Consider the following 18,699-nt stretch of genomic DNA (forward strand, 5'->3'; position numbering starts at 1 on the left):
CTTCGTCGCCCGACGGGCGACGAAGACTCACCGCACCCGATCGATCTCGTTCAGAAGGCGGCGATGACGAGAGGGAAGCCGGCGAGGACGAGACCTGCGGCGAGGAGCGAGAGCACGGTGGTCGCGCTGAGGCGACCGGCGCTCGACGAACCGAGGCGACCACCGACGACGGCTCCGGTCAGGAGGAACGGCAGGTGGCTCCACCGGGGGTTGCCCGCCACGGTGTGGCCGGTGGCGGCGGCGAGTCCGGACAGCGACCCGATGAGGGTGGTGGTGGCCGCCGCCCGATGAGCCGGAAGTCGTTGCAACCGCCCGAGGAGGGGCACCGTGATCAGCCCGGAGCCGACGCCGAGCGCTCCCGACATCGCACCCATCACGCCGCCGGACCCGACCAGTGCGGCGCGCTTCGGAGCGACTGGCGCAGCGCCCGTGACGTCCGTGCGTCGAACGAACACGACGAAGACGGCGAGCGCCAACAGCATCACGCCGATGATCAACTCGAAGGTCTCCTCCGGGATCCGGTCGGCGACGAAGACGGCGCTGAGCAGAGCGACCGGCATCGAGCCGACGGCGAACCACAGGGCGACCGGTCGGTCCACCACCCCCTTCTTCGTGTAGGTGTAGGCACCGGTCACCTGGATCGCCAGCGTCGTCACCACGCTCGTTCCCACGGCGGTGGCGCCGCTCAGGTCGAACACGAGAACCAGGCCGGCCACCACGAGGAAGCCGCCACCGGCACCGATGATCGACCCGTACACCCCGACGCCGAACGCCAACAGGAACAGGCCGACCGCTGTCTGGACGTCCATCAGACCCGCCCCGGCCCGAGGCGGTGGCATCCATCGGCAGTGGACGCGATCGGGACCGGGCTGACCGAAGACGTCGTGACGACGTCGACCGGACGGACTCGCCCGGTCAGAGGATCTGGGACAGGAAGAGCTTGGTGCGGTCCTCCTGCGGGTCGTCGAAGAAGTGTTCGGGCGTGCCCACCTCGACCACCTGGCCGTCGGCCATGAACACCACGCGGTCGGCGACCTCCCGGGCGAAGCCCATCTCGTGGGTGACGCAGATCATCGTCATGCCGTCGGTCGCGAGGTCCTTCATGGTGTCGAGGACCTCCTTGATCATCTCGGGATCGAGCGCGGAGGTGGGCTCGTCGAACAGCATCACCTTCGGCTTCATCGCCAGCGACCGTGCGATCGCCACGCGCTGTTGCTGACCGCCCGACAACTGCCCCGGGTACTTGCGCGCCTGGTCGGGGATCTTCACCCGCTCGAGGAGTTCCATGGCCGTGGTCTCGGCTTCCTTCTTGCTGACCTTGCGAACCTGGCGGGGAGCCAGCGTGATGTTGTCCAGCACGGTGAGATGGGGGAACAGGTTGAAGCTCTGGAAGACCATTCCGGTCTCACGGCGGATCGCCTGGATGTTGCGGATGTCGTCGCCCAACTCCACGCCGTCGACGACGATCGTCCCGCGATCGTGCTTCTCCAGTCGGTTGATGCAGCGGATCAGCGTCGACTTGCCCGACCCGGACGGGCCGATGACGACGACCACCTCCTGCTTGCCGACCTTCATGTTGATGTCCCGCAGGGCCTGGAAGCTGCCGAAGAACTTGTCCATGCCGGCGACTTCGATCATCGCCTCGCCCGACGACCCCATCATCTGCGTGGCGTCGGCGAACACCCGCTCGCCCGTGTTCCTGGTTCCAGAGGTGTCGGTCATGACGGCAGGTCCTCGCAGTGTGGATGTCGTGTCAGGTGGTGGCCCGGTGTCCCCGTCGGACGTGCGGGCGGGGTGGATGCGTCGACCATCAGCGGTTGCTCACGTCGAGACGTCGTTCGAGGCGCTGACTCTCTCGCGACATGGTGAACGAGAACGCCCAGAACCCGAAGGCGACGAACACCAGGGTCTCCGCGATGCCGAGGCCCTGGAACTCGGACTGCGCGTGGATGATGTCGCGTACGCCGAGGAACTCCAGGATGGTGATGAAGAACAGCAGGCTCGTGTCCTTGAACAACGAGATGAACTGTCCGACGAGAGCGGGGATGACGTTCTTCAGTGCCTGTGGCAGAACCAGCAGACGCGTGATCGCGGCGGGGGACATGCCCATCGCCTGTCCGGCTTCGGTCTGGCCCTTCTCGACCGACTGCAGTCCACCGCGCACGATCTCGGCGATGTAGGCCGCGGAGAACATCGTGATGACGATCGTGGCCCGAGTGACGAGCGGCAGATTGGTGCGTGTGGCGAAGAAGAAGTTGAGGAACAGCGCGGCGATGAACAGCAGCGAGATGAGGGGCACCCCGCGGATGAGTTCGATGTAGGCGGTCGACAGGACGCGCAGCACGGGGAGCGACGAGCGTCGTCCGAGCGCCAGGAGCAGACCGATCGGGAAGGCGAGGATGATCGAGGCGGCGGCGACGACGAGGTTGGTGTGCAACCCCCAACTGTCCCAGATCAACCCGTCGAGTCCGACGACGCGACCGATCGCCCAGAATGCGACACCGAGCACGGCGAACGCAGCGAACCTCACGGCCGGAGCGACGTCACCACGCGCGACGCCGGCGACGGAGGAACCGACGAGTGCGGCGGCAGCCAGCACGACCAGCCCGATGCCACCGAGGAACGCGGTGATCGAACCGATCGGCCCGGTGACCACACCCAATGGACCTTCGATCTCGGGAGCCTGGAAGACGAACTCGCCGCCGGTCAGCACGAACAGGACGACGACACCGGCCCCGGCCATCGCTGCGGCGACCCAACCCGCCACGACCGGCAGTCGTTCCGCGACGAGACCCACGACGTCGGCGACGGCGGGCATCGCGGCGACGGTGATGTAGAACCACGCGAGTCCGTGCGTTCCACTCAGGACCTGGAACGAAGCCGCGCCCAGGACCAGTCCGGCCGACAGGGTGAAGGACGGACGCGGGACCAGTCGGACAGCTGCGAGGAGCACGACGGCCGCGATCGCGATCGTGTAGGCCCCCTGATTGTTCAGGTCCTGGACCTGGGAGAGGACGCCGCCCGCAATGGCCAACGGCACGAGCACGACGAGCCAGGAGGCGATCGAGATCGGCGTGCGCGTCGTGCTCAGCGTCGCCGCGTAACCGGCGACCGCGGCGACGATGCAGGCGAGCAACAGCAGCCACGGGCCTGCGGTGCGGACGCCGACGACCATGCAGAACGTGATGAACGCCACGACTGCCCAGTACGAACCCACCAGCTCACGCGGACGGGTCGGGACGTGGTCGAGTCCGGCGAGCCGCGACGTCTCCCTCGAGCGCTGCCGCAGGCCCCCGACGACGAGGCCGACCGCACCGCTCAGCAACAGCAGTTGGACGACGATGCGCGTCCGCTCACCACGAGCGAACTGTCCGATCATGAACAGTTCGAGGTTGGCGCGTACGGGGATCCACTGCGCGGTGACGAACACGAACCGGACCGTGAGTGCGAGCAGGATCAGCGCGATCGTTCCGAGAACGATCGTGATGACCCCGTTGTACCAACGATTGAACAGGTTCGTCTTGACCCATTCGCGCGGGGACTGCTCACCGTGACGGGGAGCGTCCTCGCCGAGGACGACCACGCTGCCGTCACCGCCGACCGTCGCGATGCGGGGCTCGGATTCTCCGGTGGTCGACATCGGTCACCTCCCCGCCAGTTGGAACCGTCGGTTGACGACGTTGAGGATCACCGAGATGAACAGCGAGAACGAGAGGTAGCACCCCATCAGGATGAGGACCATCTGCGGGGACGGTTGGTCGTTGCCGATCGCCGTACGCACCACCTGCGTGAGGTCCGGATAGGCGACTGCTGCGGCGAGCGAGGTGTTCTTGGTGAGGTTGAGGAACTGGTTGATCGTCGGGGGCATGGCGATCCGCGCGGCCTGGGGGAGCACGACGAAGCGGTACCGCTGGAATCCCGACAGCGCCAGTGCGTTCGACGCCTCGTTCTGACCTTTCGGGACGGCCAGGATCGAGCCGCGCACGATCTCCGCGATGTGGCTGCCGGTGTAGAGCGCCAGCGCGATCGTGACCGAGACGTAGGAGTTGTTGGTGTCCAACCCGCCCACGATCAGGCGGCCGCTCTCGGACACCTCGGGGAACGAACCGCTGATCGGCGCGCCGAGCGCCACGAAGGCGACGACGCCGAGGCCGAGGAACGTGGCGAGCGAGTACCGGACGCGTCGGTGTGGTTCGCCGGTGTCGATGTTGACCCGCGTCCGCCACCGCCAGACGACGCCGGCGACGACCAGGGCGACGAGCAGCAGGATCCAGAAGATGCCCGAGTTCTGGCCGGTCGCGATGGACGGGATCCCGAGACGCTGGTTGCTGTACATCAGCAGCGTGGCGTCGGTGCCGGGGAACTTGATCTCGCCGGGGGGACTCGCCGGCGTGAACGGCGAGAACGGTCCGAAGGTGAAGATCGCGAACCCGAAGAAGATGATGATGACGAGAGGCGGGATGTTGCGCAGCGTCTCGACGTAGAGCGTGGAGAGTTTGCGCACCACCCAGTTGGTCGAGAGGCGTCCGACTCCGACCACGACCCCGATCACGAGAGCGAGGGCGATGCCGACGAACGCGGACGCCGCGGTGTTCTGCACGCCCTTCCAGATCAGCGCAGAGATGGTGGAGTCCGGTGAGAAATTGGAGTCCTTGACGGGGAACCGTGCGGGTGAACCGAGGAAGTCGAACTTCGTGCTGATGCCGACGGCGTTCAGGTTGCCGACGAGGTTGTTCAACAGGTAGCGAACGGTGAGCACCACCGTCACCGCCGCCACGACCTGCGCGACGACGCGCAGGACGCGCACGTCACGCCAGAACGGCGGACGACTCGGCTTCGTCCCGGAAAGTGTGTCCGTCACCTGCTGCCCTCGGATCGGTGAGACGAACGGGTGCCGCCCGTCGTTCGGACGGACGGCACCCGTTCAGTTCGTGGTCGGTGGTCGATCAGCGATCGATCAACGGAACGGCGGGACGTACATCAGCCCGCCTTCGGTCCACAGGTTGTTCGGAGAGCCCTCGAGGGCCAGACCGATCGGCTCGATGTGCGTGGTGTAGATCTCCTGGTAGTTGCCCACCTGGGAGACGACCTGCACGGCGTAGTCGGTCGGGAGGCCGAGGCCGGAAGCGACGTCGTCGCCCTGGCCGATGAAGGTCAGGATGCTCGGGTCGTCACCGGAGTACTCGGCGATGTTGGTCGAGTCGAGTCCGAACTCCCAGGCCTGGACCGTGGCCATGACGGACCATTCCACGGCGGAGGCCCATTCGGTGTCGCCGTCGGCGACCACGGGGCCGAGCGGCTCCTTGGAGATGACCTCGGGGATGATGAACTGCGTCTCGCCGCCGTTGCCCTCGATCGCCGACTTGCCCGATGCGAGCGCCGATGCGTCAGCGGTCCAGGCCTCGCACTGCCCCTGCTCGTAGGCGGGTTGCAGCGTCGTGTTGTCGTCGTACACGGACGGGGTGTACGGGATGCCACGAGCGGTGAACACCGAGCTCAGGTTGAGTTCGGTCGTGGTCCCCGACAGCACGCAGATCGTCGCGTCGGCAAGGCCTTCGAGGTCGGTGATGCCCGAGGACTCGGGGACCATCACGCCCTGGCCGTCGTAGAAGGTGGTGAACAGGAAGTTGCCACCCTGACCACCGTCACGCGATGCGGTCCACGTCGTGTTGCGGATGATGAGGTCGACCTCGCCGGACTGCAGAGCAGGGAATCGAGCGTCCGCGGTGAGCGGGACGTACTCGACGGCGTCGGCGTCGCCGAGGACGCCTGCGGCGACGGCCCGACAGAGATCGATGTCGAAGCCGGCGTAGTCGCCTGCCGAGTCGATCACGCCGAATCCGGGCAGTGCGTCGTTCGCACCGCATCGGATGACGCCGGCCTCCTGGACGGCGGCGAGTCGTCCGCCTTCGCTCTGCACGACCTCGACCTCGTCGGAGGTGGGTGCGGAATCGTCGGGAGCCTCGGTGTCGGTGGGTGCCCCGGTGCCGTCGGGGACGATGGCATCGTCGTCCGCAGGGGCGGTGGGCACGGTCTCGGTCTCGACCGCGTCGTCGCCGTCACCGGAGCTGCTCGAGCACGCCCCGACGACCAGTCCCAGTGCCACGACGGCGACTGCGGTGCGCTTGCGTGTGGAAGTCTTCCCCGTGTTGATCATGTGATCTCCTTGGTCGATGTTCACGTTGTCGTCCCCTCGCGCTCACGTGAGGACCTCCGGTCGAACCTAACACGGTGTGACCGACGTCGCTGCCGAAGCAACATCCGCGCAACACGGCGTTCACGCCGACCCGGTCGATGCGTCCACGCCGGGGCGGGCCGGTCACCGGGCGACCCCGGGCCTCGACGTGTCACCTCGACGTGCACGCCGAATCGTGCTGCTCCACCGATGCCCCGGCACACTGGGGGCCATGACCGATGCCAGTGCTGTGATCCGTTCCGTGAACGTCTCGACCTCGAAGTCGGTGCCGTCCGATGCGACCGCCGTCGGGTATCCCGTCGGCGAGAAGGGTGCGGTGCCCCGCCAGTTGGGCATGTCCCGGTCCGCGCTCGCCGACAACGGCTTCGAAGGAAAGGCCGGCCAGACCCTGGTGATCCCGTCGGGGGCCGGCCTGCTCGTGGCGATCGGCGTGGGCGCCGACGACGAGATCGACGCGAACTCGTTGCGGCGCGCTGCTGCGGCGTTCGCCCGGGTGGCATCGAAGCACTCGAGGCTCGCCACCACGCTCGCCGATGCCGGTGGCATCGACCCGGAGGCCGCCGGCAGTGCGGTCGTCGAAGGCGTGCTGCTCGCCTCGTACCGCTACGTCGGGTTGAAGACCGGCGACGACCTCGGATCGAAGCTGACCGACCTGACCATCGTCTCGGGTGGCAAGCGGTCGGCGGCGGTGGCGAAGGGCGCGGGCGTCGGCCACGCCATCGCATCGGCGGCCACCTTCGCACGCGAACTCGCCAACACGCCGCCCACGCACCTCAATGCCGTCGACATCGCCGACCAGGCGGTCGCCCTGGCCGACGACGCCGGGCTCACCGTCGAGGTGTTCAACAAGGACGATCTGCTCGCCATGGGCTGTGGCGGCATGATCGGCGTGAACCGTGGATCCACCGAACCCCCGCGGATGGTCAAGCTCAGCTACTCGCCCAAGGGAGCGACGAAGCACCTCGCGATGGTCGGCAAGGGGATCATGTACGACTCGGGCGGCATCAGCATCAAGGGGGGCGACGCCTTCCACCAGGTGATGAAGATGGACATGTCGGGCGCGGCGGCGGTGCTGTCGGCGATGTCCGCGCTGAAGGCGGTCGGTTGCACCACGAAGGTCACCGCCTGGTTGATGTGCACCGACAACATGCCGTCGGGCTCGGCACTCAAGCTCGGCGACGTGCTGACCATGCGCAACGGCAAGACCGTCGAAGTGCTCAACACCGACGCCGAGGGTCGCCTCGTGCTCGCCGACGGCCTGTCGCTCGCCGTCGAGGAGGAGCCCGACGCGATCGTCGACATCGCCACGCTCACCGGCGCCGTGCTCGGAGCACTCGGCCCCGACATCGCCGGACTGCTCGGCACGGACCAGCCCTTCATCGACCAGGTGAAGGCGTCGAGCGACAAGGTCGACGAGCCGGTGTGGCAACTCCCGCTGGAGAAGAAGCGGTACCGCAAGCTGCTCGACTCGCCCTACGCCGACATGAAGAACATCGGTGGGCCGTTCGCCGGAACGATCACCGCGTCGATCTTCCTCAGCGAGTTCACGGGTGACGTCCCGTACGCCCATCTCGACATCGCCGGCCCGATGAAGGTCGACGGCGACGAAGGCATCTACTCGAAGGGCGCGACCGGTTTCGGCACGCGGCTCCTGATCGACCTCGCCTGCAACTTCTGACCGGGTGGTGTGGCAGGGGTCTGACCCACTCCACACCACCTGCTCCAGGCCCGCCGGTTCACAGTCGTCGAGCGTTGTCGGCGACCTCGGCGGCGGTCGCGTCGTCGATGCCGACGGCCACGAGTTGGTGTTCGATGACCCACAGGTCGTCGCCGGATTCGAGCATCGCCAGTGCGATCCGGTGGGCTCTCGACAGCGCGTCGACCGTGATGCACGAGTGCTCCCACTCGCGGTGTGCCAGCTGCACCGCGTCGGGCATCCGCCGGAGGTGGCGGTGGGCGACCGACGGGACGCGGCGGCGCACGGCGAGTCCGGCGCTGGTCTGATGAGCCAGGCCGAACATGGTGCATCGCTGCAACGCCTTGGCGAACGGCGACGACCTGCCGTCGGTGTACGACAGACCCATCATCCTCGCCGTGACGGAGAGGTCGAGTCGGTAGCCCTCCGGATGCTGTTCGAGTCCGGCGACGAGACGCCTCAGGATCCACGTGGCCGTCGGGCCGAGCACTCCGAGCCAGAACTGTTCGACGTAGCGCGAACGCGGGTCGTGGCCGTCGTCGTCCACGAGCGGATCCACCCACGCCGTGATCAACACGTCGCACGGGTCGACCTCCGGGCCGGGTGCCGACGCCGACGCAGATGGCGGCACGGGAGGCGGTGAGGATCGACCGGGCGGCGGCGGGATCGGCCGACGGTCGGTCAGCGACCCGGCGGAGCCGTCGGCAGGGCTGACGGAGTCGAGGGATCGGGCGTCGATGCTGGTCACGAGGACCTCCGGGTGTCGGGTGAACACGTCGGGAGAAGTCGGCACCCACTCAGTGGGTCACCGGACCCCCGAACGGGAAGCCGCCTCGGACCCGTCTGGTCCGGGCCGGTCCGATCAGCTGAACCGGTGGGTGCCGAGGAGTGGACTCCGTGCGGGATTAGCGTCGTGGCTCGTGACCGACCCGATCGACGACGATGCGATGATCCCACCGCCTGGACCCGCACCCGTCGAGGTGTCGGACGGCGTGTACTTCCGACGTCGGCTGGCGGTGGCGGGAGGCGCACTGGCGGTCGTTCTCCTCGTGGTCGGACTGGTCGTCGTGATCGGGGGTCGTGGCGACGGACCCGATGCGCTCGGAACGGTGGCCACCACGACGACGACGACCACCGCCGTGGCGCCGACGACCACCACGACGGTCCCGCCGACGACCACCACGACCACCACGACGACGACGACGTCCACCACGACCACCACCACGACGCTTCCACCGCCTCCCACCACGATCCTCGAGAACGGCGTGCCGGTCTGGGAGCCCTACGAGATCCTGCCTCCGCTCGACGGAATCGCTGCACTCACGGGTCTGCCCGCCGACGCATCGGTCACCTCCCGCCCGATCGTGGCCGTGAAGATCGACAACTTCGCCGTCGCGCGCCCGCAGTGGAACCTCGACCAGGCCGACGCGATCATCGAGGAGAACGTCGAAGGCGTCACCCGCTTCATCGGGATGTTCCACACGAACCTCCCGGACCGCGTCGGGCCCGTGCGGTCGGCCCGGACGGGTGACCTCGACCTGTTCGCCGCGATGAACCGCCCGGTGCTGGCGTGGTCGGGCGGCAACCGGGGAGTGACGAACTGGATCGAGTCGGCTGCGCGCTCGGCCCTGCTCGTGGACTTCACGGCGCAGCGCAACCCGTGCTACGAACGCAACTCCAGCAGGCGTGCCCCTCACAACCTGCTCCTCGATCCCGCGTGTGCGACGAACACCGCGCTGGGCGGCGCCGTGCCGCCGGGCCCGGCCCGGCCGCTGTACTGGGTGGACCCGGCGTGGGAACCCGCACCCGAGGCGGGCGGCACCCCCGACGAGACGTTCCGGGTTCCGATGGACGGAGTGGCCGTCGACTGGACGTGGGACGCAGCGAGCGGCAGCTACCTGCGTTCGCAGAACGGAAACCCCCACGTCGCGATCTCCGGAAACCGGATCGCCGTCCAGAACGTGATCGAGCTGTACACCGATCATCCGCCGTCACCGGTCGACGCCCGCTCCCCGAATCCGGTCACGGTCGGCGGAGGACGCGCCGTCGTCCACCGCAACGGCCAGCGGATCGAGGCGGTCTGGGGGAGGGCCTCTCCGTACGAGGCCTTCGGGTTCTCCGATGCGGCGACGGGAACGCCGATCCGGCTCGCCGGCGGCAAGACCTTCATCGAGTTGGCCCGCGCCTGACCCTCGTCGGGTCGACTCGACCCCGCCGGCTCCGCCGCGTTCGGACGGCGACGGACCACGCCGACATCGGTGAGGCACACGGCGCGCGCCGATGGTGCCGCGACTGCTCTCTGCAACACTCAGACGCATGTTGAATCGAATCGGATGGGGCCGGCACGTCGTGGTCGGTGCGTCGGTCGGTGTGGTGGCGCTCCTCGGCACGCTCGGGGTCGTCGGTGCCGGCGACCAGGGGGCGCTGCGCGGCGAGCACTTCGACGCCAAGCAGATCACGGTCCGCCCCGAGGGGGCCGACGGAGTACGGATCCGTGAGGTCGTCGACATCGACTTCGGATGGGCCGAGCGGCGTGGCTACCAACGGGTCGTCCCGAACGACTTCGGCACGCCGGTCGACGTCGTCGCATCGTCGCCCGATGCGAACGACCAGGTGGACGTCGTCGACTTCGCTGCGGACACCCGGATCCGGATCGGCGATCCGGCGATCACGTTCAGCGGGCAGCGCCGCTACGTGCTCGAGTACACGCTTCCCGACGCCGGTGTGTCGAGGGGTGAACTGGCGCTCGACATCATCGGGACCGACGAGACGTTCGAGACGGACCGGTTCGAGGTGATCCTCACCGGCTTCGACATCGCCGATGCCGACGACGTGCGTTGCGATGTCGGCCAGCTCGGAACGTTCGGCGGCTGCGAGTTCGACGACGTGGGAGACGACCGGTTCCGCACCGTGGTCGAGCCGCTCGCAGCGGGAAGCGGTCTCACGGTGTCGATGCCCGTCGGCACCGTGACGATGCCCGAGTTCGATCCGCCACCGGCTCTCCCGGCGCGCACACCCTCCGCCTTCCCCGTGGTCGGCCTCACCCAACTGGTGCTCGGAGCGGCGACGGCCATCGGCATCTTCGCCTGGTTCCGACGTCGCGGGAGCAACGAGGTGTTCGGCGCCGGTGGTGCCGCTGATGCGGCCTTCGCCCCGACCACGGTCGGCGGCCCGCCCGGGCCGTCGGGGATGTCCCACGAGTTGCCCGTGCCCGCCGCCGGCGACTGGGTGGCCGACGTGCCGACGTACCGGGTGCCCGACAGCCGACTCGCCGAACTGGCGACCGTCGAATTCGTCCCCCCTCGTGGAGTCGCGCCGTGGCAGGGCAACGTGTTGTTGAGCGAGAACGTCAGCGATTCGACGGTGTCGGCCTGGTTCTCCGAAATGGTCGCACGAGGGGCGATCGAGATCCACGGCGAGTCCGACGGTGTGACACTGCAGCCCGGTCAGACCGACGCACGGTTGAGCGCGGTGGACCGCCGACATCTGGCGGAGATCTTCCGGTCGTCGCCGGTCGTGGCGCTCGGTGCCTACGACTCGTCGTTCGCCGCGGTCTGGAAGAAGATCCGCAGCGAACAGGAGCGCGTCGTCGCCGAGTCGGGGTGGTGGAAGCGGTCCAGCACCGGATCGGCCGTGGACGGGACCACCGTGGTGATCGTTGCCCTCGGCGTCGTCGTGACCCTCGTCGCGACGTTGGTGGCACTGGTCCTCGGCGCCCTGAACTCGATCGTCGGGGCGGCGCTGCTCAGCGTCGCAGTTGCGCTCGTCGTCGCCGGGCTCGCGTATGCGTCGATGCTCGCGTCGCGCACGGCGACCGGGTCGGCGTTGACGCTGCGCACCGAGTCGTTCCGGCGGTTCCTCGACGCGAGTGAAGGTCGCCACGTCGACTGGGCGTGGGAGCAGGGGGTGACCCGTGAGTACTCGGCGTGGGCGGTGGCGCTCGGTGCCGCCGAGGCCTGGTCGAAGGCGATCGAGTCCAGCAACATCGACCAGACGGCCAACTTCACCGCGCCGATGCTGCTGCACACCTACGCATCCACGATCTCGTCGACACGCGTGGCGCCGTCCACGTCGAGCAGTGGCGGTGGAGGTTTCAGCGGTGGAGGCGTCGGTGGCGGAGGTGGCGGCGGGAGTTCGGGGTCGTGGTAGCCCTCGCCGATCTCGGGTCAGCCGAGCATCCGGCGTTGCCCGTGGAGGAAGGCCCGTTCCGTCGTGTTGCGTGTGCGAGCGAGTGCCTCGTCGTAGGCGGCGCGGGACTCGCCGTGCACGCCGAGTCGAGCGAGGAGGTCGGCGCGGGTGGCGTGGAACGGCTGGTACTCGGCCAGTTCCTCGCGCAGCGCATCGACGACGGCCAGCCCTGCCGCAGGGCCGTCGGCTCGGCTGACGGCAACCGCGCGATTGAGTGCGACGACCGGCGTGGGACGGTGGACCAGCAGACGATCGTAGAGGGTGACGATCTGCGGCCAATTGGTGGATTCGTCGTCTGCTGATCCGGCATGGACGGCGGCGATCGCGGCCTGGATCTGAAACGGCCCGGGCTGGTTTCGTCGCAGGCACGTTCGCAGGAGTGCGCTCCCTTCCTCGATCTGGTCTCGATCCCAACGGGATCGGTCCTGGTCGGCGAGGCGGACCATCGACCCATCGGCTGCGATACGAGCCGGGCGGCGGGCGTCGGTGAGCAACATCAGTGCCAGCAGGCCGGCGGCTTCGGGTTCGTCGGGCATCAGTTCGACGAGGACTCGTCCGAGACGGATCGCCTCCGACGACAGATCGGTGCGTGTGAGGGCATCGCCGGAGGTCGACGTGTGGCCTTCGTTGAAGATGAGAGAGACCGCGGCGAGAACGGCTCGGAGCCGATCGGGCAGTTCCGCGTGGCGCGGGATGCGGTAGGAGGCGTGGTTGTCGCGCAGTTTGCGCTTGGCTCTCACGATCCGCTGGGCCATCGTGTCCTCCGCGACGAGGAACGACCTGGCGATCTCGTGTGTCGCCAATCCGCCTAGCAGGCGCAAGGTGAGCGCCACCTGAGCGTCGGGCGACAGCGCCGGGTGACAGCACAGGAACGTGAGCCGGAGTTGATCGTCGGCAACGACGCCGACGAGGTCGTGGAGGCCATCCGGTTCCGGTTCGTGGTCGTCGAGCATTCGCAGGTCCTGCAGTCGTTGAGCCGCCGCGTGCCGGCTGGTGCGGGAGGATTCCCGTCGCAGTCGGTCGAGCGCCTTGTTCCGAGCGGTCGTCGTGATCCAACCGCCGGGATTCGGCGGGACTCCCTCGACCGACCATCGTTCAGCAGCGACGGCGAAGGCCTCGGCCACCGAGTCCTCGGCGAGATCGACGTCGCCGAGGACTCGGATCAGGGTGGCGGTGCATCGTCCGGCTTCACGCCGGAAGACGAGAGCGAGATCGCCGTCGTGGTCCGGGTTCACTCGCTCTGGAACGGACGCAGCTCGACCGGCCCCTCACAGGCGACCGTCGCCTTTCGCGCCCACTCGAGAGCGGCGTCGAAGTCATCGGCCTCGATCACCCAGAACCCTCCCATCTGCTCCTTCGTCTCGGCGTAGGGGCCGTCGGTCATCGACACGTCGCCGCCGTCGCTGCGCAGCACGGTCGCCGACGACGCCGGCTGCAGACCGCCGCCGAACACCTCGGCGCCCGCAGCAGCGAGCTCGTCGTTGAGGGCACCGACCTGAGCGCCGATGCGCTGCATGTCCTCCCCCGAGAAGTCCACGACGTACTCCTCGTCGTGCCACACCGAAAGCAGGTATTGAGCCATTGTCACATCTCCTTGTCGTCGTGAAGACCGCCCATGCGATCTTCTACCTCATCCACGAACGCCGAACGCGAAATCGACCGACGATTTCGAGGAATTCTCACGACCTCCGAATCCGACCGACGTCTCGCCGCGGGCAATCCCTCGCACCGCCGGGCCGATCGGTTGCGTAGCGTCGCCGCGATGTCGATCTATGCACCGTTGAACCTTCGGGTGGCGACTCCGCGCATCGAACTGCTCGGAGCAACCGATGACCTCCTCGAGTCGCTCGCCCCTCTGGTCGCCGCCGGCAAGGCGACCGCCGACCCGCCACCCTGGGACGATCCCAGTGCGTTCTACGAGCCGGACCCCGACATCCGAGTGCAGCAATGGCTACGAGCGGTGTGGCGCAGCCGTGGCACGGTTCGTCCAGACGCCTGGCGCTTGACCTTCGTCGTCGTCGTCGACGGCGAACCCGTGGGGCAGCAGGACCTCACCGGCAACGACTTCGACGACTTCGGCACGGTCGAGAGCACCTCGTGGGTGTCGACGGACCATCGACGTCGTGGGATCGGCAGCGAGATGAGATCGGCGATTCTCCACCTTGCGTTCGAGGGGCTCGGCGCGGCCGAAGCACACAGCGAGGGCGCCTTCGACAATGCCGGCTCGAACGGCGTGTCCGAACGGCTCGGCTACGAGAGAAACGGCACGGCATGGGCAACTCATCGAGGCACGCCGGTGCTGGGACAACGATGGCTCCTGAGTCGCGAGGCCTGGCAGACCCGCCGACGCGACGACATCACCATGACCGGCGTGGCCGAATGCCGGCGAGCTCTCGGGATCGCTCTGCGCGGCGTCGGTGGTTGACGACGACGGGTGACGCCTCGTTCCCTCACGGGCGCGCGAATCGTCGCGGTCGGTGCTCCGGGCTCTCCGCCGAGTGGCTCAGGCGACGATCGCCGTCAAGGCCAGTTCGGGTTCGTTCGATTCGATGCGCTGGAGGGCGTACTTGTTCTCGAACAGGGCGACGAGTGCGCCGTCGGTCCGCTGCAGGATCCGCACGCCGGGCTTCTCGCGCAACACCGCAGCCGATGCCGAGTCCGTGAGACGGATCGCCTGGTACGGCGATCCAGACAGTTCGATCGGAGCGTTGAACTCGATGTCGAGCCGGTTCGCGAACACGTCGAACTGGAGCTGACCGACGGCCGCCAGCACCGGTGACGCCTCCCCCCAGTCGGGGTCGCGCAGCACCTGCACCACGCCTTCCTCGCCGAGTTGGTCGAGTCCCTTGCGGAACTGCTTGACCTTGCCCGAGTCCTGCGGACGGGCCGTGGCGAACACCTCGGGGGCGAATTGCGGCAACTTCGGGAACCGGACCGACGGGCCGGTCTCGTCGAACAGGGTGTCGCCGATGTTCAGCCCGGTCGCGTTCACGAGGCCGACCACGTCGCCCGGGAACGCCTCGTCGATGGTCGTGCGTTCGGCACCGAACACCGTCGACGCGTACTTCGTGGCGAAGGGTTTGCCGGTGCGCTCGCAGGTCATCACCATGCCGCGGTCGAACTTGCCCGAGCAGATGCGGGCGAACGCGATGCGGTCTCGGTGGTTGCGGTCCATGTTGGCCTGGACCTTGAACACGAACGCCGAACACGCCGCGTCCAACGGGCGGTGGTCGCCGTCGAAGGTCTCGCGGGCACGTGGCGCCGGGGCCAGGTCGACGATCGCATCGAGCAGGTGGCGCACACCGAAGTTGGTGAGTGCCGAGCCGGCGAAGACCGGTGTCGACTGGCCGGCGAGGAACGACGGCAGGTCCACGTCGGCGCCCATCGCGTCGAGCAGCTCCGACTCCTCCGCGCACTTCTCCCACGCCGCACCCTCCTCGGCCATGACCTGTTCGGCCGCCATGTCCTCCTCGGGAGCGATCTGGCTGCCACGAGCGGTGCGGGTGAAGCGCGTGAACACGTCGGTGCGGCGATCGAGCACACCTCGGAGGTCGCCGTAGGACCCGACGGGCCACGTGGCCGGAGTGGGCCGCAGACCGATCTGATCCTCGATCTGATCGAGCAACTCGAGTGGCTCGAGGCCCGGCCGGTCGAGTTTGTTGAGGAAGGTGAGCACCGGGAGTTCCCGTGACCGGCAGACCTCGAACAACTTGAGGGTCTGGGGTTCGATGCCCTTGGCTGCATCGAGCACCATGACCACGGCGTCGACGGCCGACAGGACCCGGTACGTGTCCTCGGAGAAGTCGCGGTGGCCGGGGGTGTCGAGCAGGTTGAACTCGTGGTCCCGGTACGGGAAGTTCAGGGCGGTGGAGGAGATGGAGATGCCGCGCTTCTGCTCCATGTCCATCCAGTCCGACGTGGCCGAGCGTCGGCCTTCGTGGGCCTTGACCGCGCCACCCGACTGGATGGCCCCCGCGTAGAGCAGGAACTTCTCGGTCAGCGTGGTCTTGCCCGCGTCGGGGTGCGAGATGATGGCGAACGTCCGACGACGTCGCGCTTCGTTGATCACCTGTTCGGACACGATGGACGACGCTACCGGCATCTGACCGTGGCGTCGGAGGCCGTGCCGTGGCTCCCCGCAGTAGCGTGTCGGGGTGTTGCTGGCCGGTCGATACGACGTCGGGGAACGTCTCGGGGCCGGAGGTTCCGCAGAGGTTTTCCGCGCTCACGACGTCCGTCTCGGTCGCGACGTGGCGGTGAAGATGCTCCGCGCCGTTGCGGCGAACTCGGCGGATCCGGCCGCACTGCGACGTTTCGAGGTCGAGGCTCGCCACGCAGCCACGTTCGTGCATCCGAACGCCGTCACGATCTTCGACGCCGGGACCGATCAGGAGCACGTCTTCATCGTGATGGAACTGATCACCGGAGGGTCGCTGGCGCAGCGACTCGTCGCGTCGGCGATGAGTGCCTCGCAGGTGCGCACGATCGGGCTCCAACTCGCCGGTGCCCTCGACGCCGCTCACTCGGCGGGCATCATCCATCGCGACGTCAAGCCGTCCAATGTGCTCCTCGACGCGGACGGCAACGCTCATCTCGCCGACTTCGGGATCGCTCGACGACTCGACGAGATCGAGGAGTCGATGACGGCGACCGGGATGGTGATGGGGTCGCGCAGCTACGTGTCGCCCGAGCAGGCGGCAGGCCGGACGCTGGGCCCGGCGACCGACGTGTTCTCGCTCGGAGTCACGCTCTACGAGGCCGCCACCGCCCAGCGGCCGCCGCCCGTCGTCGATCGGTCACCGGGCCATCTGCTGGACCCGCGCACCGTCGTGGCGGGGTTCGACGACGACCTCGCAGCGATCATCGCGCGGGCCAGCGCGATGCAGGTCGACGAGCGGTTCGAGAGCGCAGAGGCGCTCGCCGCGGCCCTCGGTCCCACGGACGGAGCCACCGAGACGATGCCGATCCACCTGCGTCCGATGGTGGCGACGGAGGAGTTCGCGGCGATGCAGCAGCCACCTCCTGGCGTCTCGCCGCCGGTTGCTGTTTCCGGGCTCTCCCGTGCGCTCGCCGAGGGTCGGAGGCGACGGTCGGCCGTTGCTGCGGTCGTGGCGTTGCTCTTCGTGTTCGGTCTCGGTGGGTTGGTGCTCGCCATGACACGGTCCGACTCGGGATCGGGTGAACCGGTCTCGACCGGCGCGGTCGCCGGTGACCCGGCGGAGTCGGATCCGCCCGCTGGCGCTGTCGTGGGTGAGGAGCCACTCGTCCCGTCCGATGCCGGGGCGACGTCGGTGTCGCCGACGGTCGTGACTCCGCCGACCGAGCCGCCCCCGACCGAGCCGCCCCCGACGGTGGCCCCGGCTGAACCCGTCGTTCCGCCGCAGGAAGAGCTGATCCCCGGATTCCCCGTTCCGGCGAATGCCGAGGAGTTCCTCGCGACGCTCCAGACCGATCCCGAGCGAGTGGGGAGGCGGGGGCCCGACCTCGCGAGGGAGTTCGAGAAGGTTCTCGGCGAGGAGCGGGGTCCGCGTCGCACGGCGGACAGGTTGCGCGAGGACCTCGAGAAGTGGGTCGAGAACGACGAGATCGATCCGGCCGTCGCCGAAGCGGTTGTCGACTTCCTCGACGAACTGGCACCTCGTGACCGAGATGACGACGACGATGACGATGGCGACGACGACTGAGATGGCGACGATGGGGACGACGACTGGGATGATGACGACTGGGATGGTGAGGGTGGACGCATTGCACCCTCACGGCGAGCCTGCGCGATCATCGACGCGATGACGACGACCCACGATCGGATCGCGGACGCAGCCGAGGTGGTGGGCGCCGCGCGACGCGTCGTGGTGTTCACCGGAGCGGGCATCTCGACCGAGTCGGGCATTCCCGACTTCCGCGGGCCGAACGGGGTCTGGACGAAGAACCCGGCCGCCGAGAAGGCGTCGAACATCACGCACTACCTCAACGAGCCCGAGGTACGCGTCGCGGCGTGGCAGAACCGACTCGCCACGCCCGCGTGGACCGCCGAGCCGAATTCCGGCCATCGCGCCCTCGTCACGCTCGAGCGCCAGGGTCGGCTGCACGGCCTGGTCACGCAGAACATCGACGGGCTCCATCAGAAGGCGGGCAACGACCCGGCCAAGGTGATCGAAGTGCACGGAACGGTGTGGTTCACCCGGTGCTGGGACTGCGACGATCGTCGGCCCATGGAGCAGGCGTTGGCCCGGGTGCGCGCCGGCGATCCCGACCCTTCCTGCCTCGAGTGCGGCGGCATCCTCAAATCCGACACGATCAGCTTCGGCCAGTCCCTGGTCCCCGACGTGATCGACCGGGCGCTGGAGGTGAGCGACGAGTGCGACGTGATGCTCGCAGTGGGTTCCACGCTCTCGGTGTTCCCGGCGGCGAACTGCGTCCCGCGAGCGAGAGCCGGAGGGGCGACGGTGATCATCGTCAACGGCGACGAGACCGCGATGGACCGCTACGCCGACCACCTCCTCGTGGGCCGGATCGGCGAGATCCTGCCGCAGTTGGTGCCCGATGCGAGCTCGGACGTCGACTGACGGCGGACTCGTCGATCGGTGACGTCGTGGGCGGCCTCCGACGTGCGGGGGTCGCG

At 68.2% G+C, this 18,699-nt stretch carries 15 protein-coding genes; 6 read left to right on the forward strand and 9 right to left on the reverse strand.

Annotation, left to right across the window (positions count from 1 at the left end; translation table 11 throughout):
* Window positions 1-50: 50 nt before the first annotated feature.
* The 5 genes from ABJK40_RS13465 to ABJK40_RS13485 form a co-directional block, all read right to left on the reverse strand.
* A complete protein-coding gene (locus tag ABJK40_RS13465) occupies window positions 51-839 on the reverse strand; it encodes a sulfite exporter TauE/SafE family protein (protein ID WP_348483000.1) in 789 nt (262 codons plus the stop codon).
* Window positions 840-915: 76 nt separating this feature from the next.
* Window positions 916-1,662: an amino acid ABC transporter ATP-binding protein gene (locus ABJK40_RS13470; protein ID WP_348483044.1), complete on the reverse strand. Its 747-nt coding sequence runs from the start codon at window positions 1,660-1,662 to the stop codon at window positions 916-918.
* Window positions 1,663-1,810: 148 nt separating this feature from the next.
* Window positions 1,811-3,640, reverse strand: a complete 1,830-nt coding sequence (locus tag ABJK40_RS13475; protein ID WP_348482999.1) for an amino acid ABC transporter permease — start codon at window positions 3,638-3,640, stop codon at window positions 1,811-1,813.
* Between the two features lie 3 nt (window positions 3,641-3,643).
* Entirely contained in the window at window positions 3,644-4,861 is a 1,218-nt protein-coding gene (locus tag ABJK40_RS13480) for an ABC transporter permease subunit (protein WP_348482998.1), read from the reverse strand.
* A 96-nt stretch (window positions 4,862-4,957) separates the two neighbouring features.
* A complete protein-coding gene (locus ABJK40_RS13485) occupies window positions 4,958-6,157 on the reverse strand; it encodes an amino acid ABC transporter substrate-binding protein (protein ID WP_348482997.1) in 1,200 nt (399 codons plus the stop codon).
* Window positions 6,158-6,407: 250 nt separating this feature from the next.
* Between ABJK40_RS13485 and ABJK40_RS13490 the strand changes: the two genes are divergently transcribed.
* Window positions 6,408-7,874 carry a leucyl aminopeptidase gene (locus ABJK40_RS13490; protein ID WP_348482996.1) on the forward strand — a complete coding sequence of 489 codons (1,467 nt, stop codon included), beginning with the start codon at window positions 6,408-6,410 and terminating at the stop codon, window positions 7,872-7,874.
* Window positions 7,875-7,932: 58 nt separating this feature from the next.
* Here ABJK40_RS13490 and ABJK40_RS13495 read toward each other — a convergent pair whose 3' ends face one another.
* Window positions 7,933-8,685, reverse strand: a complete 753-nt coding sequence (locus ABJK40_RS13495; protein WP_348482995.1) for a hypothetical protein — start codon at window positions 8,683-8,685, stop codon at window positions 7,933-7,935.
* A gap of 127 nt (window positions 8,686-8,812) precedes the next feature.
* Here ABJK40_RS13495 and ABJK40_RS13500 point away from each other — a divergent pair, with 127 nt between their 5' ends.
* Both ABJK40_RS13500 and ABJK40_RS13505 read left to right on the forward strand, forming a co-directional pair.
* Window positions 8,813-10,081 (forward strand): DUF3048 domain-containing protein, encoded by a 1,269-nt coding sequence (locus tag ABJK40_RS13500; protein ID WP_348510318.1) that lies wholly within the window; start codon window positions 8,813-8,815, stop codon window positions 10,079-10,081.
* 127 nt (window positions 10,082-10,208) lie between these two features.
* Window positions 10,209-12,041: a hypothetical protein gene (locus ABJK40_RS13505; protein WP_348479654.1), complete on the forward strand. Its 1,833-nt coding sequence runs from the start codon at window positions 10,209-10,211 to the stop codon at window positions 12,039-12,041.
* Between the two features lie 17 nt (window positions 12,042-12,058).
* Here the strand turns inward: ABJK40_RS13505 and ABJK40_RS13510 are convergent, their stop codons facing one another.
* Both ABJK40_RS13510 and ABJK40_RS13515 read right to left on the reverse strand, forming a co-directional pair.
* Window positions 12,059-13,315, reverse strand: coding sequence for a DUF6596 domain-containing protein (locus tag ABJK40_RS13510; RefSeq protein WP_348479655.1), 1,257 nt, complete (start codon window positions 13,313-13,315; stop codon window positions 12,059-12,061).
* Window positions 13,312-13,662 (reverse strand): YciI family protein, encoded by a 351-nt coding sequence (locus tag ABJK40_RS13515; RefSeq protein WP_348479656.1) that lies wholly within the window; start codon window positions 13,660-13,662, stop codon window positions 13,312-13,314. The genes ABJK40_RS13510 and ABJK40_RS13515 overlap by 4 nt, the downstream gene beginning before the upstream one ends.
* 180 nt (window positions 13,663-13,842) lie before the next feature.
* Here ABJK40_RS13515 and ABJK40_RS13520 point away from each other — a divergent pair, with 180 nt between their 5' ends.
* Complete coding sequence (locus tag ABJK40_RS13520) at window positions 13,843-14,505, forward strand: GNAT family protein (RefSeq protein ID WP_348479657.1); 663 nt, start codon at window positions 13,843-13,845, stop codon at window positions 14,503-14,505.
* 78 nt (window positions 14,506-14,583) lie between these two features.
* Here the strand turns inward: ABJK40_RS13520 and ABJK40_RS13525 are convergent, their stop codons facing one another.
* Window positions 14,584-16,182: a peptide chain release factor 3 gene (locus tag ABJK40_RS13525; RefSeq protein ID WP_348510319.1), complete on the reverse strand. Its 1,599-nt coding sequence runs from the start codon at window positions 16,180-16,182 to the stop codon at window positions 14,584-14,586.
* A gap of 52 nt (window positions 16,183-16,234) precedes the next feature.
* Between ABJK40_RS13525 and ABJK40_RS13530 the strand changes: the two genes are divergently transcribed.
* Both ABJK40_RS13530 and ABJK40_RS13535 read left to right on the forward strand, forming a co-directional pair.
* Entirely contained in the window at window positions 16,235-17,764 is a 1,530-nt protein-coding gene (locus tag ABJK40_RS13530; protein ID WP_348479659.1) for a serine/threonine-protein kinase, read from the forward strand.
* Window positions 17,765-17,863: 99 nt separating this feature from the next.
* Window positions 17,864-18,643: a Sir2 family NAD-dependent protein deacetylase gene (locus tag ABJK40_RS13535; protein ID WP_348479660.1), complete on the forward strand. Its 780-nt coding sequence runs from the start codon at window positions 17,864-17,866 to the stop codon at window positions 18,641-18,643.
* The last annotated feature ends 56 nt before the right edge of the window (window positions 18,644-18,699 follow it).

This window comes from Ilumatobacter sp., from assembly GCF_039969435.1.
Lineage (GTDB): Bacteria > Actinomycetota > Acidimicrobiia > Acidimicrobiales > Ilumatobacteraceae > Ilumatobacter_A.